The 21014-nt window shown below is 55.6% G+C and carries 20 protein-coding genes; 5 read left to right on the forward strand and 15 right to left on the reverse strand.

Annotated elements, in window-relative coordinates; translation table 11 throughout:
• The first annotated feature begins 5 nt into the window (after nucleotides 1–5).
• Nucleotides 6–641: a cyclase family protein gene (locus ABGT66_RS01930; RefSeq protein ID WP_346688465.1), complete on the forward strand. Its 636-nt coding sequence runs from the start codon at nucleotides 6–8 to the stop codon at nucleotides 639–641.
• A 51-nt stretch (nucleotides 642–692) separates the two neighbouring features.
• Nucleotides 693–1121 carry a type II secretion system major pseudopilin GspG gene (gene gspG, locus ABGT66_RS01935; protein ID WP_294195012.1) on the forward strand — a complete coding sequence of 143 codons (429 nt, stop codon included), beginning with the start codon at nucleotides 693–695 and terminating at the stop codon, nucleotides 1119–1121.
• 143 nt (nucleotides 1122–1264) lie between these two features.
• Here the strand turns inward: gspG and ABGT66_RS01940 are convergent, their stop codons facing one another.
• The 3 genes from ABGT66_RS01940 to ABGT66_RS01950 all read right to left on the reverse strand — a co-directional run bounded on the left by ABGT66_RS01940 (nucleotide 1265) and on the right by ABGT66_RS01950 (nucleotide 4648).
• Nucleotides 1265–1723 (reverse strand): SWIM zinc finger family protein, encoded by a 459-nt coding sequence (locus ABGT66_RS01940; protein WP_346688467.1) that lies wholly within the window; start codon nucleotides 1721–1723, stop codon nucleotides 1265–1267.
• Nucleotides 1724–1732: 9 nt separating this feature from the next.
• On the reverse strand, nucleotides 1733–2602 hold the full coding sequence (locus ABGT66_RS01945) for an HAD family hydrolase (RefSeq protein WP_294195008.1): 870 nt from the start codon (nucleotides 2600–2602) through the stop codon (nucleotides 1733–1735).
• Between the two features lie 75 nt (nucleotides 2603–2677).
• Nucleotides 2678–4648, reverse strand: coding sequence for an ATP-binding protein (locus ABGT66_RS01950; RefSeq protein ID WP_346688469.1), 1971 nt, complete (start codon nucleotides 4646–4648; stop codon nucleotides 2678–2680).
• 220 nt (nucleotides 4649–4868) lie between these two features.
• Here ABGT66_RS01950 and ABGT66_RS01955 point away from each other — a divergent pair, with 220 nt between their 5' ends.
• Nucleotides 4869–5276, forward strand: a complete 408-nt coding sequence (locus ABGT66_RS01955; protein WP_346688471.1) for a helix-turn-helix domain-containing protein — start codon at nucleotides 4869–4871, stop codon at nucleotides 5274–5276.
• Between the two features lie 55 nt (nucleotides 5277–5331).
• Here ABGT66_RS01955 and ABGT66_RS01960 read toward each other — a convergent pair whose 3' ends face one another.
• The gene (locus ABGT66_RS01960) at nucleotides 5332–6420 is read right to left on the reverse strand and encodes a hypothetical protein (protein ID WP_346688472.1); all 1089 of its coding nucleotides are present in this window, start codon (nucleotides 6418–6420) and stop codon (nucleotides 5332–5334) included.
• 86 nt (nucleotides 6421–6506) lie between these two features.
• Entirely contained in the window at nucleotides 6507–7253 is a 747-nt protein-coding gene (locus ABGT66_RS01965) for an acetoacetate decarboxylase family protein (protein WP_346688474.1), read from the reverse strand.
• 287 nt (nucleotides 7254–7540) lie between these two features.
• Here ABGT66_RS01965 and ABGT66_RS01970 point away from each other — a divergent pair, with 287 nt between their 5' ends.
• Nucleotides 7541–7930 carry a helix-turn-helix domain-containing protein gene (locus ABGT66_RS01970; protein ID WP_346688476.1) on the forward strand — a complete coding sequence of 130 codons (390 nt, stop codon included), beginning with the start codon at nucleotides 7541–7543 and terminating at the stop codon, nucleotides 7928–7930.
• Between the two features lie 30 nt (nucleotides 7931–7960).
• On the opposite strand, the gene ABGT66_RS01975 is transcribed toward ABGT66_RS01970, so the two are convergent.
• Nucleotides 7961–9664, reverse strand: a complete 1704-nt coding sequence (locus tag ABGT66_RS01975; RefSeq protein WP_346688478.1) for a retron Ec67 family RNA-directed DNA polymerase/endonuclease — start codon at nucleotides 9662–9664, stop codon at nucleotides 7961–7963.
• A 368-nt stretch (nucleotides 9665–10032) separates the two neighbouring features.
• Nucleotides 10033–10404, reverse strand: coding sequence for a hypothetical protein (locus ABGT66_RS01980; RefSeq protein ID WP_346688480.1), 372 nt, complete (start codon nucleotides 10402–10404; stop codon nucleotides 10033–10035).
• Between the two features lie 259 nt (nucleotides 10405–10663).
• On the opposite strand from ABGT66_RS01980, the gene ABGT66_RS01985 reads away from it, so the two are divergent.
• Nucleotides 10664–11635 (forward strand): carbohydrate kinase, encoded by a 972-nt coding sequence (locus ABGT66_RS01985; protein ID WP_346688482.1) that lies wholly within the window; start codon nucleotides 10664–10666, stop codon nucleotides 11633–11635.
• Between the two features lie 93 nt (nucleotides 11636–11728).
• Here ABGT66_RS01985 and ABGT66_RS01990 read toward each other — a convergent pair whose 3' ends face one another.
• The 8 genes from ABGT66_RS01990 to cobK are packed head-to-tail and all read right to left on the reverse strand — an operon-like array spanning nucleotide 11729 to nucleotide 21013.
• Nucleotides 11729–13096 (reverse strand): cobyrinate a,c-diamide synthase, encoded by a 1368-nt coding sequence (locus tag ABGT66_RS01990; protein WP_346688483.1) that lies wholly within the window; start codon nucleotides 13094–13096, stop codon nucleotides 11729–11731.
• Nucleotide 13097: 1 nt separating this feature from the next.
• Nucleotides 13098–14597, reverse strand: a complete 1500-nt coding sequence (locus ABGT66_RS01995; RefSeq protein WP_346688657.1) for a cobyric acid synthase — start codon at nucleotides 14595–14597, stop codon at nucleotides 13098–13100.
• A 16-nt stretch (nucleotides 14598–14613) separates the two neighbouring features.
• A complete protein-coding gene (locus tag ABGT66_RS02000; protein ID WP_346688485.1) occupies nucleotides 14614–15108 on the reverse strand; it encodes a cob(I)yrinic acid a,c-diamide adenosyltransferase in 495 nt (164 codons plus the stop codon).
• The gene (locus ABGT66_RS02005; RefSeq protein ID WP_346688487.1) at nucleotides 15108–16469 is read right to left on the reverse strand and encodes a glutamate-1-semialdehyde 2,1-aminomutase; all 1362 of its coding nucleotides are present in this window, start codon (nucleotides 16467–16469) and stop codon (nucleotides 15108–15110) included. The genes ABGT66_RS02000 and ABGT66_RS02005 overlap by 1 nt, the downstream gene beginning before the upstream one ends.
• Nucleotides 16469–17443 carry a porphobilinogen synthase gene (hemB, locus tag ABGT66_RS02010; RefSeq protein ID WP_300263641.1) on the reverse strand — a complete coding sequence of 325 codons (975 nt, stop codon included), beginning with the start codon at nucleotides 17441–17443 and terminating at the stop codon, nucleotides 16469–16471. The genes ABGT66_RS02005 and hemB overlap by 1 nt, the downstream gene beginning before the upstream one ends.
• Complete coding sequence (gene cobA / locus ABGT66_RS02015; protein WP_346688490.1) at nucleotides 17440–18894, reverse strand: uroporphyrinogen-III C-methyltransferase; 1455 nt, start codon at nucleotides 18892–18894, stop codon at nucleotides 17440–17442. The genes hemB and cobA overlap by 4 nt, the downstream gene beginning before the upstream one ends.
• The gene (gene hemC / locus ABGT66_RS02020) at nucleotides 18894–19784 is read right to left on the reverse strand and encodes a hydroxymethylbilane synthase (protein ID WP_346688492.1); all 891 of its coding nucleotides are present in this window, start codon (nucleotides 19782–19784) and stop codon (nucleotides 18894–18896) included. Before hemC ends, cobA begins: the two co-directional genes overlap by 1 nt.
• The gene (gene cobK, locus ABGT66_RS02025) at nucleotides 19781–21013 is read right to left on the reverse strand and encodes a precorrin-6A reductase (protein WP_346688493.1); all 1233 of its coding nucleotides are present in this window, start codon (nucleotides 21011–21013) and stop codon (nucleotides 19781–19783) included. Before cobK ends, hemC begins: the two co-directional genes overlap by 4 nt.
• Nucleotide 21014: the final 1 nt, after the last annotated feature.

Here is a 21014-nt window from a genome sequence, read left to right on the forward strand (position 1 = left end):
AAAATTTGAAAATAGTAGACCTGAGCCGCACAATAACGCCCGGGATGCAGTGTTTCCCGGGCGACATGACGCCGGAGATAGAACGGCTCGAAGCCGACGGATTCCGCACCGCGAACATATCGCTCTGCACGCACGCGGGGACGCACGTGGACGCGCCCGCGCACATGTCTTCGCAGAGCGTCACGCTCGACATGATGCCGCCGGAAACCTTCTGGGGCCTCGCGCTGCTTGCCGACGCGCGCGGCGCGGCGGGACGCGGGATTGAAATCGCCGACCTCGCGCTGCACGCCGAAAAGCTCGCAGAGGCGGACTTCCTTCTGCTGCGCACCGGCTGGGAGGATAAATTCGGGACGGAGGAGTATCTCGCGGGCTTCCCGGCGCTCTCATGCGAAGCCGCGCAGTACGCGCTCTCGCTCGGCATACGCGGCTTCGGCTTCGACACTATATCCGCGGACAGCGTCGAAAGCGAGGAATGCCCGATACACAAAACGCTGCTCGGCGCGGGCGCGCTCATAATAGAAAACCTGCGCGGCCTCGACGCGCTGCCCGCGGGAGAGACCTTCCTGCTCGCCGCTCTGCCCATGCCGCTCGCCAACGCCGACGGCGCGCCCGCGCGCGTCATGGCCGTCCTTGAAAATTGAAGCCGTGGGCTGTAATATAAAACGGACGCGAAAATTCACGGAGGTGCGAAAATGACGGAACAGAAAAAACGCAGAGGCTTCACCCTCATCGAGATAATGGTCGTCGTCGTAATCATCGGGCTGCTCTCCGCGCTCGTCGGCCCGCGGCTCATGGGCCAGAGCGACGAGGCGAAGCGCAAGACGACCCAGACCCAGATAGCGCAGCTCGAACAGATACTCGGCCTCTACTACCTCGACAACGGCTTCTATCCGACCACCTCGCAGGGGCTCGACGCGCTAATAACCAAGCCCACGATGCCGCCCGAGCCGCTCAACTACGCCGACGGCGGCTACATGAAGAAAATGCCCAAAGACGCGTGGGGCCGCGACTTCATCTACATCTGCCCCGGCGACCACGGCGACTTCGACATAATCTCCTACGGCGCCGACGGCCAGGAAGACGGCGAGGGCGCCGCGGCGGACATAAACAACTGGGAATAAAAGGCTCACGTATAACGCAAAGCCATGAAATCCGGCGATGGAAACCGCCGGATTTTTTATACGACAACGCCGCCGCGATGAGACTTTATCTCAAAGCGGCGGCGTCCTGCGTTGTCAGTGTCACGCTCTAACACGCGGGCGCGCTATTCCTTCGCGTATTCCCGCGCGAAACGCTCGTACTGCCATTCCGGCCCTTCGAACAGCAGGCGAAGCAGCGCCGTCTGAAGCTCGGCCTTATTCATGCCGCGCACACAGCTTTCCACACGCCGCATGAGCTCTTCCTGATAGGCTTCCGCCTCGGCTTCGTTCTCTTCAACCTCAGTTATGTATTGCGCGGCGCGCTCAGGCAGCGCGGCGAAATAAAGCGCCGCCATGTGCTTGCAGATTATCCTGCGTCCCGCCGCGTGCGGACATGTGCAGCTCCCGCTTCTCGGGCGTTTTATATTGACAGTCACGTCGTACGCCGCGTCTCCGCTCCCGCGCACGACGCCGCTGTAAACGCCGCCGCCTTTGTGCTCGACTGAGACGACCCGGCCCTCCGTATAATATTCGTAACCGTCATAAGCTGACCTAACGCTCGCGCATGAAATGAACCTATCCATGACGCACACTCACGCCTCGCGTTCCGCCGCCTCGCGGTGCTTCTTCAGAAGCTGCTCGAACTCGTAATCGTACTTCATCTTGTCGATAATCGTCGTCACAACGTTATACGTCTCGCCGCCCTCTCGGTAATCCGCCGGACAGACGAAATTCACGCGCTCCTCCAGAATCAGCCGCTCCGCCGCACGCCGTTTCTCCGCGCTCGCCGGGTCGTAGACCGCTATCGAATGGCCGCCGTTCTGGCGCACCATCTTCATGCACGGGATGTCCGTCTGCCCGTCGCCGAAATAAATCATGCGGCGGAAAGGCACGGGCCGCTCCTCCTCGCGCATATAGCGGTTCACCTCGCTGTTGTCGCTCACGCTCGAAATGCCCTTGTTGATCTTGAAAAGGAACTGCGTCTTCGTCGTGAAATCCACCGCGACCGCGGGCCATACCGCCTTGCCGTCCACGTCGTACAGGAACGAACAGGCGTAGATGTTCTCAAACTCGCGCGCAATCGCCGTGCCCTCGATCATTTCCTTCAGCCCCGACGAATTTATATAATGGCGCACGGCGACGCCTTTCGCGCGCCCGTAGCCGTTCACCAAAGAAAACCACTCGGCGACGCCCGGATAAAACTCCACCTCGCGCCCGAAACGCTGGAACGACTCGCGCTTCAGCGAAATATGCCGGTACTGCGCCTCGTCGAGCATCAGCTTCATATAGCACAGAATCCCGTTCGCGTCGTTGTTCCGCGTCAGCTCGTTCGACCTGCGCCAGAACTCCTCCGAAGTCATCCCGAGCGCCTTTATAAAGCTGAACTCCTGCATATTCCCCGGCGACAGCGTCCCGTCGAAATCGTAAATCAACGCGACGACCGGCAGCGTTTCATCGTACATGGGCGTCACCTCCGATGACTGTTATTGGTTTTTGTATCGGTGCTATTGGCCTATAATTAGACTTTCATTGGCTTATTATAGTTCATCTTTTACCTCTGGGGCTAAATACCAAAGCGCGCCGCGCGTTCGGCCTTTGGAGACAAGTTTCCCTTCTGCTTTTAAACGCTGCAAGGACCTCTTTATCTTCCCTTTAGACATCGATGGAAGCAGCTCCTGCAAGGCTTTCAAACCTATACCGTCATGCGCCGCAATGCAGCGCATAAGACCTTCCTTATTGGAACGTCCGCCGCCGCTATTGGCTTTTATTGGTTCGCGAATTGGCTCTATTGGCTCGTTATTGTGGCTGATTGGCTCATCTTTATGTGCTATTGGATCACTATTAGCCCCTATTGGTTCTATTCCGATTAGCCTATCAGCCCTATTATTGGTTTGTTCATGCGTCAATCCTGCGGTCAAAATCCAACGTGCGCCATTCCCCTTTCCTTTTACGTCGACTTTTCCATCCGAACGCAGACTCTCTAACAACGTTCTGATTTGCCTAGGCGAATGTGACGGAAGCACCTGCCGTAATTCTCTCAAAGGAGCGCCAAAGCTTCCCCTTCCGTCAAGATGCTTAAGAAGCAATCCAATGTTATATCCTTTATCTAAGCCGGACAAACGAGTGTAATCTCCAGCTTTGCCGATACTCTCGTAATACCTTCTTGCAAAAATATAATGTCCGTCCTTCGCAGCCCGTTCGATTATCCCCATATTCATAAGATGCTCTGCAACGTCGAGCATATCTTTGGGAATTTTGTCTCCGTGGGCTACATTATTTATCACTAAAAAATCTTCCGTCGAGAAGCTGTCCAAGGTCGCCTGTCCAATTTTCCTAAGGAACAATATAATGTTTTTGTCCAGCACCATGCCGTTGAGCGTAATAAAAAATGAATACTCGTCCGTGCCTGTGAAATCTGGCAGCGGCTTCGCCTCCTGTATGCTCTGCTCGTATATGATGTTCATACCCTGACCGGAACGCTCCACAAGGCCGCACCTCGCCAAAATCTCAGCAACGCGCTTGTTTCGTGAATTTTGCTTTTTCAGTATATTATCCAGCGTAACGCCGCGCGGCAGGCCGCCGGGGCTTTCTATGACGAGACGGTCGACGTATTGGCGGACGAATATACTGCCGCCCGTCTGATAATTTCTGTGGCATACCGCGTTCAGCAGCGCCTCGCGTACTACGCGCTCGTTAAACGTAGATATGTCGAATATAAATGCACCGTCCTGATAATGTTGTTTATTGTTTCTTAAATTTATTAAATTCCATAATCTGTCAAAGTAAAGAAAAAATCCTTCACGAAATTCTTCTCTCTGCTGCGCCGGGCCGGAGGCGTCGGACAAACGATATTCAAAAATCGTCTCCGACAACGAAAGATACTTTCCAAGCGCCTTGCGCGTACCAAATAAAATAAGAGCCGCGTATGTTACCTTACCATCTACTGTGGCCTCGCAGTCCTCAAGAAGCTGCTCGTATGAAAGATTTCGGGCCTGCGTCAGCCCTCGCTTTTCGGCCCATGTCTTACGGAAAACGTCTATTGCTTGCTTATCGAGATCTGCGATGGAAGCGTTCGGGCAAATATCGCCAGAGAAATCATGCCCCGACTCGTTATAAATATCGCGGCGTACCTCCGAAGGCATAGGCACGAGGCTTTCACCGTCGCGCCACCATGCCACGCCTTTCCTCTGCACAGGAAGGCCGAAAGGACGCGACGCAAACTCGAATACCAGTACTCTCAGACCGTTGAAATCCACCAATTCAAAATCGACTTTGATACCTAAAACGTTTGAAAGATTCTTTCGAGTATTCTCTGGTTGAGGGAATGCCCTACTTCCAACGACCTGCCGCGGCCTTTTATCCGTAATTCCGAAGACGATTTTCCCGCCGCCGCTGTTGCTCAAAGCGCAGCCATACCGCATGAGCTTTTCTTCGTCAAAGCTCTCCTTCGCCTCTTTAAACTCTATATTCTCGCCCTCTTTTGCATCAAGGAGTTTTGCAATATCCATCTATATCATCGCCGTTCCATTAATGTTGTTTATATTTATTTATCCAGTGATATTATACAAAAACATCTCTATTTTTATTCATATTTCCAGTAAATCATAAGTGTTGTTTATAATTCACGATTAACACATAATTTTATTTATAAAACAAGAACATCAAACTTTTTGATTCCTCATTCGTGCTATTTATAAAACATAAACATTGTGGAGGAATGCCCGTTTCATGTTAGGTGAAGAGATACGCGCAAGGCGCAAAAGGCTGGGGCTTACGCAGAAGGCTTTAGCCGCTCTCATAAACGTTAAGCCGACGACAATGTGCCAGTACGAAAATGGCACAAACGAGATGTCGTTCGCTGTTTTGAAAAATATCGCCGAAGTGCTGAAATGCTCCGCCGCCGATCTCGCCTACGACGAGCTGGGTATGCCGCGCAACAGTGAACCCCACGCCTCAAACGAGAGCGGCGCAGCCGAAGCCATACATGTCGAGCCAATATTCACAGACCAAACCGAGGCCGAGATAGTAAAGCTGCTTAAAGACCTAGACGCTATAGTGAAAGAAAAGGTTCTCTCATACGTCCGCGACCAGAAGGCCGTGACAAATTACTACGAAATACTGCGCAGGCGCAAATAAACGACGAACCGCCCCGCGTCGCTGCGAGACGGCCCGTGTATGACAAATCTACTTTTTACACGCTTTGCTCAGGTTTCGGCTTTTTGATGAACTTCACATAAAACACCGGGACTATATAGAGAATCCCGACGTATGCGGCTATCTTCGTAACAAGATTGACGAGCACCGAGAACGAGCTGAAGCCGCTTCTGAAGTAGGCAAGCACAGAGACGGCGACTATCACCCAAGGATATTTCTTCGTCTTTTCCTGCGCAAAAACATTGGTGACCGACCATACGAGCGGGGCCGTCGTCGTGTAGAGTGCCGCGAGCAGTATCACACCGTATATTGCGCCCAGGAACGGATTTATCTTATCGCCGAGATATAGATTCGGCACCTCCATGCCGTCGAGTATCGATATATTCGCGACGAAGGCGAGCATCATCAGTATTGACGCTATGACGTATATAACAGCACCTATAATTACGCTCTGCACGAGCTGTTTCGTCGTCGCGGGGTTCGTAGATGCAACGCCCGAAAGATATGCGGCTTGGAACAAAATGCAGTAGGAGAAATACATTATCGCAGCCCACAGCCAATTCTCGCTCGGCTTGAGAAGGTCGTGGCTCTTCACGTAAGCGTCGCCGGCTTCAAGCGTATTTGCTCCGTTCGCTAGCGATATCGCCGCGATGAGGACGACGAATACGATGATACACGGCCCGAGCGCGCCTATAACGTCCACCGTTTTACGCATTCCGAAAAGCCCTGTTATAAGCACCATAACAGTCATGATTATGCGCCCGACTTCGTCGCCGACATGGAAATACTGCGCAAAGGCCGCGCCGGAGCCAGCTATCATCAGGCTCGCCATGCAGAAAAGATAGGCGAGCGAGAAACCGAACAGCGCGTTGCCCAAATATTTGCCGCAATAGAAAAGATACACTTGATGCAGCGACGTAAGGCCGAAATCTCTCGAATCCTTAACGATGAACGCCGCGTATGAACTCCACAGAACGGCACTTATAAGTATGCCCGCTATCCCAATGTAGCCGAACGACGTGAAGTACTGCATCATCTCCTGTCCGCTGCCAAAGCCGGAGCCTGCGAGATAAGCCAAATATGCGCCTGAAAGGATAAATACAGTCAGGAAATTTTTTCTTTCCAACTTTCTAACCTCCTATGCGTGGTACAAAAAATACAAAGATGCGCAGGGGAAATATTCACCCTGCGCGGCAAGAAGTTTGAGGCGGATTAGATAAGGGTGTCTATGACCTTCGCCCAGCCGTTCTCCATTGTGGCAAGGAAGTCAGTGACTGAGTAACCACCGCCAAGGACCTTGACCGGCATGAAGTCTCCGATCGGATCGTTCGGCGAGCACTGGAGCGTGACCTTCGCTTCTCCGTACTGATTGGAAAGCGTCTTGCAGGTAGAGGAGTTATCCCTTGCCGTGACGCGCTGCGAGAAAATTCCAGGGCCGTCCGGGTTCGGTATCGTCAAAAGGTTGAGATGCGGGAAGGTCTTTTGAAGCGAGGGGACGTTCTCGACAGGCTTCGAGAGGTCCACCTCGATGTCTATGAGGCGCACGCCTTTTCTTGTCGTAGTACCGTGGACATAATCGCCGTTCTTCTCAAGCTCCATGCAGGCGTATTTCTTAGGATAGCCCCAATAGCGTCCGGTGGCTATCGCTACGTCGTTGTCTTCCCACTCGTACATATAGTAGCCGCCGTACATATCCTTGTACTTGACAGTGAAGATAATGCCTGAATCCATATAAGGGAGCTCGGGGCTCTCAAGGAAGTTGTTCACATAAATCATGCAGAGATTGCTCACATACTCGAAAGGCGTCGGAGCCAAGTGTCTGCGCACAGTCTCCTCGTTCACCTCGCACATAGCGTAGACCGTTCCGCTGTTCTTGCAGCTGTACGGCACCATAGGCTCCGGCACAAGCGGCGACTGGACCGGCATGTTGTTGGCTTTCTGGATCTTCACTTCGCTCATGATTACTGTTCCTCCTTTGATATTAGGTAAATGGGTAGACTAGTAATTTTGCATAGTGATGTTATTGACGATATGATTATTTGATAATCACCGCCTTATATTGGCAAAATTCAATATACATGTACGCCCTTCCGCCAAATGGTTACAGCGTGGCAAAACAAAAAAATATTTATGATTCATGAATCATAATATTTATAAATCATAAACTATCAAGTAGATAATTCATGTTTCATGAGATATTAGTTTAAGAGAGTAAGCAGAGGTAAAACGGATAAGGGGTGATAACAGTGCTTGGAAAAGAAATCCGTATTCGCCGCAAAAGACTTGGGCTCACACAACGAGCTTTAGCGAGAATGATAAATGTGAGGCCGACTACATTATGTCAGTACGAAAACGGCACAAACGAGATGTCGTTTGCCGTGCTACGCGATATAGCCAAAGCGCTGAAATGCTCCGTTATCGATCTAGCGTATGAAGAGTTTGGAATGCCCAATCCATCTAATTTTGACTCCATCAACAATGACGACAAAAGTATCCAAGGTGTTTATGCTCATAATTCAGCAAACACTCTGGATAAAGAGATATTTATTCTGCTACAAGATTTAGATGATGTCGCAAAAAAGAAGGTTATCGATTTTATGCACGACCAGAGAATGATTTGTAAATATTTTATATAATTTATAAACAAAAAAGAAAAATTATAACACCTAAGAACTATGATAATATCTGATTACTTCATCTATAGCATTAAATAGTGGCTTAAAATTATCGAAATTTATTTCATTGTAATGTGACGCTACATATCTTGAAAAAATTTCTTTCCCATAAAAACGTGTTGTATCAAATTCACTGTTACGAGAAAAAGATTTACCATCAATTATAGTTTCTAATATTGCCTCATCAATTAGGTCTTCTATCTCACATTCCTTAGCTTCGCCCAATAAAGGTAATGTTAATAAAAATATATTTCTATCTTTTATTAACTCTAAATATAAATCGTGTTGTAAATTTTTTCTTTGATCATCAGATATTTTTTGACTATTTACGAACTTATATAACGGCTTATTTTTACTACACATCTCATTATCATATAAGAGAAACACTGGGTTCAGCGGCTTATGTTGACATATATTATAGAAATAAGAGGCATAATTAGGATAACGTTTTCTATCCTTATTATCATCTATAAAAAATTTATAGATACTTTGCATTGCATCTGCACCATCTTGGCTCATTCCTAGAAAGTAATGTAGACGTTGACTTCGGTGTAAAAACGATATATTTAACCAAAAGGCTGTATTATCATCAACTTTAATGATTAAATTTGGGTATTCCGTATACATTTTTTTTAACGCTGCTGTTAACAACAATATATCTGTTTTACCTTCTGTGATAATTAAAGGCATATTGTGTGCATATAAATATTTATAAAACAAAAATTTTTGATACTCTCTTTCCCGTCCATTAAGTTTGTCTAAACCATATCCTGCATTATTAAGTCTATTATTGTAATGGTCAAGACAGTTTATAAATGAAAATCGGCCTTCTAATTGTTCGATCGTTCCGGCAGAACCATTTAAATCATATTGCCCTGTAGTATACAGTCTATGCGCCATAGCTCTTGTTTTTTTATAGTATATATGGTCAATATTGACTCTATCATTGACAACTAGGCCAGTTACTATTTGCTTAGAGTCCTTAAAGAATAGCCTCTGTTTTTTATCATTTATTTTAAATCCGGCATTTTCTATTTCCCTTGTAATATCACGATAGAAATCACTGTAATCTTCTAAGAAGTCTCTCCTATTTGTCGAGAAAGTTAAGTCATCAGCATATCGTGTATAGTCTGCTTTATATTTTTTTGCAATTTTTAACAATCTATTATCTAATATTTGGCAAATCATGTTAGTAATAATCGGAGATGTTGGCGCTCCTTGTGGCAAAGTGCCACGATAACAAGTTAACTGAGCAAGAATAGTAGCTACTGATGTAGGTAGCAAAAAATTATTGTTTTTCTCAAAATATCCTTTTACTCGGCCAAAATGAAAGCTATCAAAATAATTTTCTAAATCTAAATTTAAGATAAATCGTTTATTCTTATGAATCGTCGCATTTGTGATAATGCTTTTATGTTTTTCAAAGGCATGAGACATATTGGGATGTATATTTCGTTTCTTCCATATAGTCAGCTGATATTCCCATAATGCATTAGCCAATTTCTTTTGTATTTTTTTTAATACTACATGTGGAGAACTAATTTGCCTAAGACTTCCATCTTTTTTGGGAATAGTAAAAGAGTTGTATAAATTATCAACTTGTCTAACATATAGTACATACGTTAACGTGCTTTTGCGAATTCTTAAGAAATCCGCTAACTCATTTCGATTAGTAACTTCACAAAAACTTTTCATAAATCCTCCACAACAAAAACGCGTGTGGCAACTCATTATGCAGTATATACGATTCTACATAGATGTCAGATGGATGAGCGCAACAGCTCCTACCATTTTGGTCAACACTCGCGAAGCACGAGCACATAATCTTGCCACACGCTTATTTATAATATAACAATTAATATTTTTATTTTCAATATATATTTACTTAACTTTATAAAAAATTCATGTCACCATGACAATTTTTATGGCTTTATCTTCTAACACGAACAATTAATAGATTATAACAAACCATTATGAGTGCAAAAGATAAAGATCATAAAATTGCTATCATAACATAGTTCTTGTTGTGAACTAAGTAAACATATAACATTAGACGAATATGTCTAAAACTCTTCCTTTTTATACTCCGGCCCCATTCCCATCTGGAAGGCCATGTTCTCCAGCGTCTCCTGCTCCATTGCGAAGCGTTGGGCGGACTGCATGAAGTTTACCTGCGACTGTTCTTTTTCTATGTCGATGCGCTCGCCGGTGGCGGCGTCGACGACTTCGAACGTCCCGTCCCAGAGTGCGGCGCGGCGGCGCTGTTTCAGGTCGTCGATAAGCGCGAGCGCCGCGTCGCGCACCGGCTCCCAGTCCTCAAGCTCGACCTCCCAGCTTTCAAACAAGCCGTCCGCGGCGCGCAGCTCTTCGTCGCTCTTAAGTTTGCCTTTTTCGTTCGCGATGTTCGCGCGTCCTATTACTTTGATTCGTTTCATGGTTTTCTGATTCTCCCGTAAAAATTGCCGCAGCGATAAATTGACAGTACAAAGCTATATTCCACCGCCGCCGCGTATATGTCAAGCCGCGCGCACCGGCGCGCCGCTCTGTTATAATGATTCCGTCAGCTAATTTCATGGAAGAGAGACAGGAGAAGACTGCGGCGCTTGAACGAATTGTATAAAGCAGTAAACCACAGCTATAGGATTTTGCCGCCGCTTTAAGCTCAGGCACGTGAGGCAGAGGGAATTTCAAAAAATGTCAATTTCACAGAACTACGATGTAACCGCGTTGGGCGAGCTGCTTGTAGATTTTACGGAGAGCGGCGTCAACGGGCGCGGCAATTTATTGTTCGAGGCCAACCCCGGCGGCGCGCCGTGCAACTTTTTGGCGATGCTTGTGAAGCTGGGACGCCGGACTGCTTTTATAGGGAAAGTCGGCGACGACGTTTTCGGCAGGATGCTTTGCGAACGCGCCGCCGGCGCGGGCATAGACGTTTCCGGCGTCATATACGACGCTGAAGTCCCGACTACTCTGGCGGTAGTGCATAATACGCCGGACGGGGACAGAGAATTTGCGTTCTATCGAAATCCGGGGGCGGACCTGGCGCTTCGCGCGGAAGAGGTCGACATGGCGAAGATAGCTTCGTCGCGCGTTTTTCACTTCGGCACGCTGTCCGCCGCGTCGGAGCCTGCGCGGTCGGCCACTTACGCCGCGGTGGAACAGGCGAAACGCAACGGCTGCGTAATTTCCTTCGACCCGAATCTGCGCTTGAACCTATGGCCCGACGCCGAAAGCGCAAGGGAACAAATCGCCTATGGGCTGTCGGTGTGCGACGTTTTAAAAATATCTAACGACGAAATAGAATTTATGACGGGCGAGAAAGATGTTTGCCGCGGCGTCGAAATTCTCTTGTCTCGCTGGAATATCCCCCTCGTGCTCGCCACCATGGGGCCGGATGGAAGCCGTGCCTTCTATCGCGGAACGTCAGTATTCGCCCACCCATTCCGTATGCCCGGCACAGTCGACACGACCGGCGCGGGAGACACCTTCGGCGGCTGCGCAGTCCATTTCGTCCTGAAATACGGCCTGGACGGGCTAAACGAAGCGCGCCTGACGGAACTGCTCGCCTTCGCAAACGCCGCGGCCGCCATCGTCACGACGCGCCGTGGAGCGCTCTGCGTGATGCCGGAAGTTGAAGAGGTATTGTCTCTCGTAAATTCACGATAAGGCTGTCCAACCCTCTCGATTTTCCTCAATATGCCAAGCGGCCCGGACGTTCCGAGCCGCTTGGTTTTTGTTATTTTATCCGCCGGTGCGGGTTTATTTCGATTTTTTATATCCCGCACACTTTTCCACAAACCTTTCCGCGGCTTTCGGGAAGCCGGCGAAGTGGAGGTGAAGGTAGGAGCCGAGGACGTTTTCGGTCGCGTAGCCGGCGGGGTAGGTGTCGCCGGTGCGGTTTTTGGTGAAGAGGAAGGCGTTCGGGATTTCTTCGAGCGGTTCGGCGCTGGAGAAGTGGAATTCGTGTCCGCGCAGCTCTTCGCCTTCCGCGGCGATCACCGTGCCGCGCAGCGCGTGCGCCATGACGTAGCCGACGGTGCGCAGGCGGTCGTTCATTTTGCAGCTCATCGGGATGATGCCGCACATTTCGTGCGCCGCGCCTTCGAAGTCTTTTATTTCGCGCGTGAGGTACATGAAGCCGCCGCATTCGGCGTATATGGGCATTCCGTCCGCCGCGGCGCGCGCGATCGACTCTTTCATGGTTTTGTTCGCGGCGAGGCGCGCGGCGAATATTTCGGGGAAGCCGCCGCCGAAGATGAGGCCGCCGCACTCGGGGATGCGTTCGTCATTCAGCGGGCTGAAGGTCACGATTTCCGCGCCCGCGGCTTCGAGCGCGGCGAGGCTCTCGGGGTAGTAGAAGGAGAATGCTTCGTCGCGCGCGACGGCGATTTTTACGCGCGGGCTCGCGGCGCGCGGCTCGTCCGTCTCTTCGAGCGGCGGCGCGGAGCGCGCGAGTTCGAGCAGTTTGTCGAAGTTTATCGCGGGCTCTATCATGCGGCGGACGTTTTCGATGTGTTCACGGTTGTCGTTTTCTTCGACCGGGAGCAGGCCGAGGTGGCGCTCGCGCACTTCGGCGGCTTTGTCGCGCGGCACCGCGCCGACGACGGGAAGGGCAAGCCGCTCTATCGCCTCCGTGACCATCGCGCGGTGGCTGTCTGAGCCGTAGCGGTTGACGATTACGCCGCAGATGTTCACATCCGGGTCGTAGTCGCGGAAGCCCTTCGCTATCGCGGCGGCGCTTTCGCCCATCGAGCGCACGTCTATGACGAGGATGACGGGCGCGCGCAGCGCCTTCGCTATCTGCGCGGTGCTGCTGACGCCGCCGCGGCCGCCGTCGTAGAGGCCCATGACGCCCTCTATGACGGAGAGGTCCGCGCCGCGCGAGGCGGAGATGAATATTTTTTTCATCGTCTCCTCGCCCGTGAGCCACGTGTCGAGGTTGTCGGCGCGCGAGCCCGCGGCGAGCGCGAGATAGCCCGGGTCGATGTAGTCCGGGCCGACTTTGTACGGGTGGACGTGCAGGCCGCGCGCGGCGAGCGCCGCGACGATTCCGCTCGTTATCGTGGTTTTGCCGCTGCCGCTGTGCGCCGCGGCGATGAGTATGCGCGGGCGCTCCGCCGTCTTCATTTTATTTCACTCCCGAAATTTTCACTATGTAGTCGATGTCGAGGTTTTTGCGCGCGTGCGCGGCGAGCGCGTCGTAGGCGGCTTCCTTCGCGGCGGTCGTGGAGACGGGCTCGCGCTCTGGCAGGCCGCGGCGGCGGCGCAGCGCGTTGAGCCACGCGGCGCGGAATTTGTCGTTGTGGAAGGCGTTGTGCAGGTAGCTTCCCGCGGCGCGCAGCTCAGCGTCCGCGAGGCCGTCCTCGCGTCCGTCGAGCTCGAAGAGCGGCGCGAATTTCGTGTCGCCGCCCGTCGGGCGCGTGATGCCGAAGTGTATCTCGTAGCCGTCGACGGGCGTCTCCTCCGTGAAGTACGGATGAATCGCGCGCCCCCGGCGGCGAATGACTGTCTTTTCCTCGCCGAAGGTCGTGAGCGCGGGCAGCAGGCCGAGCCCCTCTATCTCGGGAATCTTGTCGTTGTCGCGCAGGTGGCTGTCGTCTATCTTTTCGCCCATCATCTGGTAGCCGCCGCAGAGGCCGTAGACCGTGCCGCCGTTCGCGTAGAAGCGGCGGATGCCCTCCGCGAGGCCGCTGTCGATGAGATATTTCATGTCGAGCACGGTGCTCTTCGTGCCTGGCAGGACGACGGCGTCGAGGCGCGAGAGCTGCGCGGGCGAAGAGAGCTCGACTATCTCGACGTCGGGCTCGAAGCGGAAGGCCTCGATGTCCGTGTGGTTCGACACGCGCGGGAACTTCACGACGCCGACGCGCAGCTTTTCGCCGCAGCCGCCGCTTCCGCTGTTCCAGTTGAGGCTGAGGATGTCCTCTCCCTCGATGATTATGTCGGTGAGCCACGGCATGACGCCGACGACCTTGACGCCGGTGTGCTTTTCAGTCCACGCTACGGCGTCTTGGAAGAGCGATATGTCGCCGCGGAATTTGTTGAAGATTATGCCCTTGACGCGCTTCCTGTCCTCGCCGAGCAATTCTAGCGTGCCGACGACGGAGGCGAGAGAGCCGCCGCGGTCCACGTCGGTTACCAAAATAACGGGCACGTCGGCCTCGCGCGCGACGCGCATGTTCGCTATCTCGCCCGCGTTCAGGTTTATCTCGGCGGGGCTGCCCGCGCCTTCGCATACCATGAGGTCGAAGTTCTTATCTATTATCGAAAGGGCTTCGCGCACCGTTTCGATGCCCTTGCCCATCGTGAAGTCTTTGTAATAATTCTTGTCGCAGGGCGCGTCGTAAACTTTGCCCATGAGGACGATTTCCGACGAAACGTCCTTGCGCGGCTTGAGCAGTATCGGGTTCATAAAGGCCTGCGGCTCGACGCGCGCCGCCTCGGCCTGCACGCCCTGCGCGCGGCCCATTTCGAGGCCGTCCGCAGTGACGTACGAGTTGTTTGACATGTTCTGTGATTTGAAGGGGCAGACGTTGTAGCCCATGTCGGAGAAGATGCGGCAGAGCGCCGTCGCGATGAAGCTTTTTCCGCTGTCGCTGCTCGTGCCCTGTACCATGACGCCTTTCATAAAATTCACCGCCGTTTCAGTATTCAATGCCTTCGCGCGCGGGAACTCCGGCGTCGAAGAAATGCTTGACCTTTTCCATAGATGTGACGAGGGCCGCGCGCTCGGCCAGCTCGCGCGGCGCGCGGCGGCCCGTCATCACGATTTCGGTATTTTCGGGACGTTTGTCGAGAAGCGAGAGGGCTTCGTCCAGCGTCACGCAGCCGTGACGGATCGCCGCCATCAGCTCGTCGAGCACGAGCAGGTCGGCGGCGTTCTCTTCGAGGATTTTTTGGGCCTCGATGAAGAGCGGGCAGGGACGGGCGCACGGGCCGCTTTTGCGTCCCATCGGGCACTGCGATACCTTCAGGCCGATTTTCTCCGCCATGACGTGCTCGCCGCAGCGCTCGGCCTTGAGGAACTGCACGACGCGCACGCGGTGGCCGTGGCCCAGCGCGCGCAGGCAGAGGCCGAAGGCCGCCGTCGATTTGCCCTTTCCGTCGCCGGTGTAAATCTGGACTTCGCCCTTACGCATTAAAAGCCTTCCGTCTCTATCGTCGCCTTCGCCGCGTCGAGGAACTGTTCCACGTCGTCGTTCGTGTGTGCCGCGGAGAGGAACATCGCCTCGAACTGCGACGGCGCCATGAGCACGCCGCGGCTGAGCATTCCGTTGAAGAATCTCGCGTAGCGCGCAGTGTCGCTCTTTTTCGCGTCCGCGTAGCAGAATACCGGCTTTTCCGTGAAGAATACCGTCGAGAGCGACTCTATGCCCTGCACGAAGGCGCGGACGCCCTTCTCGGCGAACATAGCAGCGAGCCCCGCGCCGAGCGAGGCGCGAAGGTAGTTGAGGTCTCTGTATATATTCGGGTTGTCGCGCAGAGTTTTGAGCGCGGTCAGCCCCGCCGCCATCGCAATGGGGTTGCCGGAGAGCGTCCCAGCCTGATAGACGGGGCCTATCGGGGCGACGCAGCTCATGACGTCGCGCCGTCCGCCGTAAGCGCCGACGGGAAGGCCGCCGCCGATTATCTTTCCGAAGGTCGAGAGGTCCGGCGTGACGCCGAAGTAGCCAGAGGCGCAGTTTATGCCGAGGCGGAAGCCCGTGATGACCTCGTCGAAGATGAGAAGCGCGCCGTAACGCGTCGTTATCTCGCGCAATCTTTCAAGGAAGCCTTTTTTTCCGGGAATCATCCGTCCGCAGTGCGTATGCTCCTCCCACTCGCCGCATTCGGGCATGGGGTCGTATCCGTCTTCAGGAAGGACGACGCCCATGTTCGCGGCGACGGGCTCGACGATGACGGCGGCGATGCGCTCGCCGTGCTCGGCGAATATTCTTTCAAGCTCGTCCGCGTCGTTGTAGGCGCAGGTCAGCGTCGTCTCCGCCGTGCCGCGCGTGACGCCCTCGCTGTCTGGCTGGCCCGCGGTCGCGAGGCCGGAGCCGGCTTTGACGAGCATCGAGTCCGAGTGGCCGTGGTAGCAGCCCTCGAATTTCACGATGAGCTCGCGCCCCGTGAAGCCGCGCGCGACGCGCAGCGCCGAGAGCACGGCCTCCGTGCCCGACGAAACCATGCGCACCATCTCGACGCCGGGGACGAGCGAGCAGACGAGTTCCGCCATCTCGACCTCGGCCTCTGTCGGCAGGCCGTAGCTCGTGCCGAGCTCCGCGGCCTTCTTCACGGCTTCGACGACGGGCTCGTAGGCGTGGCCGAGAATCATCGGTCCCCAAGAGCCTATATAGTCCGTGTATCTTTTTCCGTTTTCATCCCAGAGGTACTGCCCTTTGGCGCGCGAGGCGAATACGGGCGTGCCGCCGACGCTCCTGAAGGCGCGGACGGGGCTGTTGACGCCGCCGGGGATCAGCCGCTCGGCGCGCGCGAAGAGTTCGGCGTTGCGGTCCATTAGAGCCGCCCCTCCTTCATCATCTTCGCAAGCTCCGGCGCGAAGTAGGTAACGATTATGTCAGCGCCCGCGCGCGCGAGGCAGACGGCGCTCTCGGCGACGACGCGCTCTTCGTCGAGCCAGCCGTTCGCCGCGGCGGCCTTTATCATCGAGTACTCGCCGCTGACGCAGTAGGCCCCCGTCGGCACGTCGAAGGCTTCCTTCACCTTCGAGAGCACGTCGAGGTAGGGCAGGCCGGGCTTGACCATTATCATGTCCGCGCCCTCGTCTATGTCGAGCTCCGCTTCGCGCAGAGCCTCGCGCACGTTGCGCGGGTCCATCTGGTAGCTGCGGCGGTCGCCGAAGGCCGGCGTCGAGCCCGCTGCCTCGCGGAACGGGCCGTAGAAGGCGGAGGCGTACTTGACGGCGTAGGAGAAGATTATCGTCTCGTCCATTCCCGCCGCGTCGAGCGCCTCGCGTATCGCGCCGACGCGCCCGTCCATCATGTCAGACGGAGCTACGACGTCGGCTCCGGCCTGAGCCTGCGAGAGCGCCGTCTTAGCGAGCAGCTCGACGGTCGGGTCGTTGTCCACCGTCTCGCCCTTGAGCAGCCCGCAGTGGCCGTGCGAGGTGTACTCGCAGAGGCAGACGTCGCAGATGAAGGTCATCTCGGGGAAGTTTTTCTTTCCGACGCGCAGCGCCTGCTGGATGACGCCGTTTTCGTCCCACGCGCCGCTTCCGCACTCGTCCTTGTGCTCGGGGAGGCCGAAGAGGAGTATCGACTTTATTCCGGCGTTCGCCGTCTCTTCGAGGAATTTCGGGAAGGTGTCGGGGCTGTAGCGCTTCTGCCCCGGCATCGCGGGTATGTCTTCGATTATGTTTTTGCCTTCGCGTATGAATACGGGGTAAACGAGCATAGAGGGAGAGAGCCTTGTCTCGGCCGCCATGTCGCGTATCGCCGCGGTTCTTCTTAGTCTTCTCGGCCTGAATATCATTTTTCATCAACCTCCAGTGTTTTTATAAGCGAATCGAGGGTCGCCTTCTCGGCGGTCCTTATCTCTTCAAAGCCCTGCTTCGCGGCCTCCTCGGCGGTCTGCCGCCCTATGCAGCAGGCGGTCTTCACAACGGGGCCGCCGAAGGCCGCGGCGAAGCCGCGCACCGTGGACGCGCTCGTGAATAGCGCCGCGTCCGCGCCGTCGGGAAGGACGGCGGGCTTTTCGTAAGTTGTCTCATAAAGCGCAAATTCTGTAAAGTCCGCGCCCGCGGCGCGAAGATGCGCAGTCAGCTCGGGCGAGCCGTCTTTCGCGCGCAGCATTAAAATTTTCCCGCCAGCGGCGAGCGGCGCGAGGCCGTCCGCGAGCGACGCGCCGTCGTAGACCGCAGGCACGTAATCGACCGCGAGGCCGCGCGCGCGCAGGGCTTCGGCGGTCGCGCCGCCGATAGCCGCGATTTTTGCGCTTCCGATCTCGCGCACGTCGCGCCCTTCTTTTGCGAGAAGTTCAAAAAAGCTCTCGACTCCCGTCGCGCTCGTGAAGCCGAGCCACGCATAACCGCCGAGCGGCGGCAGCGTCACGTCCATCGTGCGCGTCGAGATGCAGGGGCATTCAACAACCTCGGCTCCGAGCGCGCGCAGTTTTTCGGAAAGTTTTCCAGCGCGTCCGCGCGGGCGCGTGACTATGAGTTTACGGCCAGAAAGCGGCAGGAATTTCTTCCATTCAAATTCTTTTCCGAGAGCCGCGACCGCGCCGACGATTATTATCGCTGGCGAGCGCAGCTCCTCGCGCTTCGCGATTTCGGTAAGCGTGCCGAGCGTGCCTTCGATGCGGCGCTGGCGCGCGGTCGTCCCGCGCTCTACGGCGGCGGCGGGGGTGTCGGGCGACATGCCCGCCTTCGTCAGCGCGGCGCAGATGTCGGGCAACGCCGACGCGCCCATGAGGAAGAGCAGCGTTCCGCCGAGGCGCGCGAGCGCGGCGTAGTCCGTGTCGGCTATGCCGCCCTCCTTTGTGTGCGCCGTGATTATGTGCAGCGAGGCCGCGAGGCCGCGGTGCGTGACGGGTATGCCCGCGGCCGAGGGCGCGGCTATCGCAGAGGTCACGCCCGGAACGACCTCGAACTCTATATTTTCTTTTTTCAGCGCCTCTATCTCCTCGCCGCCGCGTCCGAAGACGAAGGGGTCGCCGCCTTTCAGGCGCACGACGTTCTTTCCTTCGAGAGCTTTCTCGACGAGTATCTTTTCTATCTCGCGCTGCGGCACGGGGTGGCGTCCGCCCTCCTTGCCGACGTTTATCTTCTCGGCGCGCTCGGGCATCATCGCGAGCACTCCGTCGCCGACGAGCCTGTCGAATACTATCGCGTCGGCGCGCTCCATGACCTCGCGCCCGCGCAGCGTCAGCAGCCCCGCGTCTCCCGGGCCCGCGCCGACGAGCCAAACCTTGCCGGCCGTCATCACTTTCCCTCCCTCAGCCTGCGCGCGAGGCCGCGCGCGAGCTCTTCGGCGTTCTCGGGCCGCCCGCAGGCGCGCCCTTCTCTGTATATCCCTTCCGCTTCATCGGCGTAGAAGCCGTGAAGCGTCAATTCTCCGTCGATTATCTCCGCGTACGCTCCGACGGGGGCCGTGCAGCCGCCGCCGAGCTCCGCCGAAAATCCGCGCTCCGCGCGCGCGCAGCAGGCCGCCGCCTCACAGCGCACCGCGTCGAGGTAGTCGTAGCTTTCTCCCGCGCGCCCCTGACAGGCCATGATTCCTTGCCCCGGCGCTGGGATTATCTCGTCCGTCGAGAAATACCGCGTAATCCTGCCGTCCAGGCCGATGCGTATGAGCCCCGCCGCTGCGAGCACGAGCGCGGAGAACTGCCCTTCGTCGAGCTTGCGCAGCCGCGTGTTGACGTTGCCGCGCACAGGCTCGACGCGCATGCCCGGAAAGAGCTTCGCGAGCTGTAGACGGCGGCGCGCAGACGAGCAGCCGAGCGGCAGAGCATCGGAGATTTCCGCCGCGCCTTCGGGAAGCACGAGCGCGTCGCGCGCGTCCTCGCGCTTCGAATAGGCCACTATCGGCAGCTCGTCGTTCGGATACATCGGCACGTCTTTCAGACTATGGACTGCGACGTCTATTTCGCCGCTGCGCAGCGCCTCTTCGAGCTCCTGCGTGAAGAGCCCCTTTATGCCGAATTTATCGGAAGCCTCGGAAAATGGCTTCATGTTCACGTCGCCCGTCGTCGTCATCGGCACGAGCTCGGCTTTTATCTCAGGGTCCGCCGCCTCTACCGCCGCCATGACGAGGCGGGTCTGCGCGAGGGCGAGCGCGCTTTTGCGGCTTCCGAAACGGATCACTCTTGTCATTTCGATTCCTCTTCTTCTAATTTTGACTTTTCTTCCGCGACCCACGCAGGCCACACTTCGCGCAGGCGGTCCGCAAGGCGGCGCGTCAGCTTCGGCGAAAGCGCGCCGGCGGAGACGCTGACCGCCGTTTCCTCCGCCGTCACGAGCGACGGAAAATAGAACGAACATTCCTCCGCTGCGTCCGCTACGCTGACCGGCACGCCGGCGGCCTTGGCCTCGGTGCCTATCCTATGGTTGAGCGCTCGGTCGTCCGTCGCGGCGATTATCATGAAAGCGCCCGCGCCGTCGGAAGTTTCCCAGTTTTTCCTATGAAGTATAAAGCCTTCGCCGTCGAAGCCGCCGTCGAAATCCGGCGCGACGGCGTGGACTTCCGCGCCGCACTTCGCGAGAGTGCGCGCGCGGCGCAGCGCGATATGGCCGCCGCCCGCTATGACGGCCTTTCTTTTTTCGATATCCGTGAGCATCGGGAAAAGCGGCGGACGCGCCGCGCCGAGCCTGCGCCGCAGCGCGAGCAGCGCCTCGCGCGCCGTCAGCCCCTCTTCTTCCGCGCGCCCGACGACTATGAGCAGCGCGCCCGTTTCGCGCGCCGCCTCTATTTTTTCGGGCATTCCGCCCGTCGCGCCGCCGTCCTTCGTTACGAGCACCGTCGCGCCCGTCATGCGCAGCAGCTCGACGTTCATCGCCGCCGAGAAAGGCCCGCGCATCGCGATTATCTGTCCCGGGCCGAAGCCGAGCGCCGCGCAGCGCTCTATCACGTCTTTCGACGGAAGCACGCGCGGGAATATGCGCTCGCGGTAATCGTGTACTTTTGTGAAAACGTCCAGCTCCTTGCTCCCGGTCGCGACGAGCGCGCGGTCTTCGCATCCGTCGAGCAGATTCGCCGCCTCGGCGCAGCTTCCGACGATTACGGCGTCGTCCGGCAGCGGCGTGCGCGCGCGGACGATTCTCATGTAGTCCGCGCCAGTTTCGGCGCAGGCCTTTTTTATCTCCGCGGTCACGGCGCGCGCATAGGGATGCGTAGCGTCGGCGACGACGGTGATTTCCTCTTCGCGCATCAGCGCCGCCATCCCCGCCGCGTCGAGCCGCCCGGTCCGAACGTCGAGGCCCGGCGCTTCGTGAAGCACCTCCGCGCCGTACTCCGTCGCGACGCAGCAGATCATCGGCAGGCCGCTTTCGGCTATCTCGCGCGCCTCGGTTGTGCCGCCGAAGAGCAGGAGCTTCTGCTTCATC

Source organism: uncultured Cloacibacillus sp. (assembly GCF_963926575.1).
Lineage (GTDB): Bacteria > Synergistota > Synergistia > Synergistales > Synergistaceae > Caccocola > Caccocola faecigallinarum.

Bases quoted from the DNA above. Each gene is read 5' to 3' on its own strand.
- gspG (WP_294195012.1), top strand. From the start codon at position 693: ATGACGGAACAGAAAAAACGCAGAGGCTTCACCCTCATCGAGATAATG.
- ABGT66_RS01940 (WP_346688467.1), bottom strand. From the start codon at position 1,723: ATGGATAGGTTCATTTCATGCGCGAGCGTTAGGTCAGCTTATGACGGT.
- ABGT66_RS01945 (WP_294195008.1), bottom strand. From the start codon at position 2,602: ATGTACGATGAAACGCTGCCGGTCGTCGCGTTGATTTACGATTTCGAC.
- ABGT66_RS01950 (WP_346688469.1), bottom strand. From the start codon at position 4,648: ATGGATATTGCAAAACTCCTTGATGCAAAAGAGGGCGAGAATATAGAG.
- ABGT66_RS01955 (WP_346688471.1), top strand. From the start codon at position 4,869: ATGTTAGGTGAAGAGATACGCGCAAGGCGCAAAAGGCTGGGGCTTACG.
- ABGT66_RS01965 (WP_346688474.1), bottom strand. From the start codon at position 7,253: ATGAGCGAAGTGAAGATCCAGAAAGCCAACAACATGCCGGTCCAGTCG.
- ABGT66_RS01975 (WP_346688478.1), bottom strand. From the start codon at position 9,664: ATGAAAAGTTTTTGTGAAGTTACTAATCGAAATGAGTTAGCGGATTTC.
- ABGT66_RS01980 (WP_346688480.1), bottom strand. From the start codon at position 10,404: ATGAAACGAATCAAAGTAATAGGACGCGCGAACATCGCGAACGAAAAA.
- ABGT66_RS01985 (WP_346688482.1), top strand. From the start codon at position 10,664: ATGTCAATTTCACAGAACTACGATGTAACCGCGTTGGGCGAGCTGCTT.
- ABGT66_RS01990 (WP_346688483.1), bottom strand. From the start codon at position 13,096: ATGAAGACGGCGGAGCGCCCGCGCATACTCATCGCCGCGGCGCACAGC.
- ABGT66_RS01995 (WP_346688657.1), bottom strand. From the start codon at position 14,597: ATGAAAGGCGTCATGGTACAGGGCACGAGCAGCGACAGCGGAAAAAGC.
- ABGT66_RS02000 (WP_346688485.1), bottom strand. From the start codon at position 15,108: ATGCGTAAGGGCGAAGTCCAGATTTACACCGGCGACGGAAAGGGCAAA.
- ABGT66_RS02005 (WP_346688487.1), bottom strand. From the start codon at position 16,469: ATGGACCGCAACGCCGAACTCTTCGCGCGCGCCGAGCGGCTGATCCCC.
- hemB (WP_300263641.1), bottom strand. From the start codon at position 17,443: ATGATATTCAGGCCGAGAAGACTAAGAAGAACCGCGGCGATACGCGAC.
- cobA (WP_346688490.1), bottom strand. From the start codon at position 18,894: ATGACGGCCGGCAAGGTTTGGCTCGTCGGCGCGGGCCCGGGAGACGCG.
- hemC (WP_346688492.1), bottom strand. From the start codon at position 19,784: ATGACAAGAGTGATCCGTTTCGGAAGCCGCAAAAGCGCGCTCGCCCTC.
- cobK (WP_346688493.1), bottom strand. From the start codon at position 21,013: ATGAAGCAGAAGCTCCTGCTCTTCGGCGGCACAACCGAGGCGCGCGAG.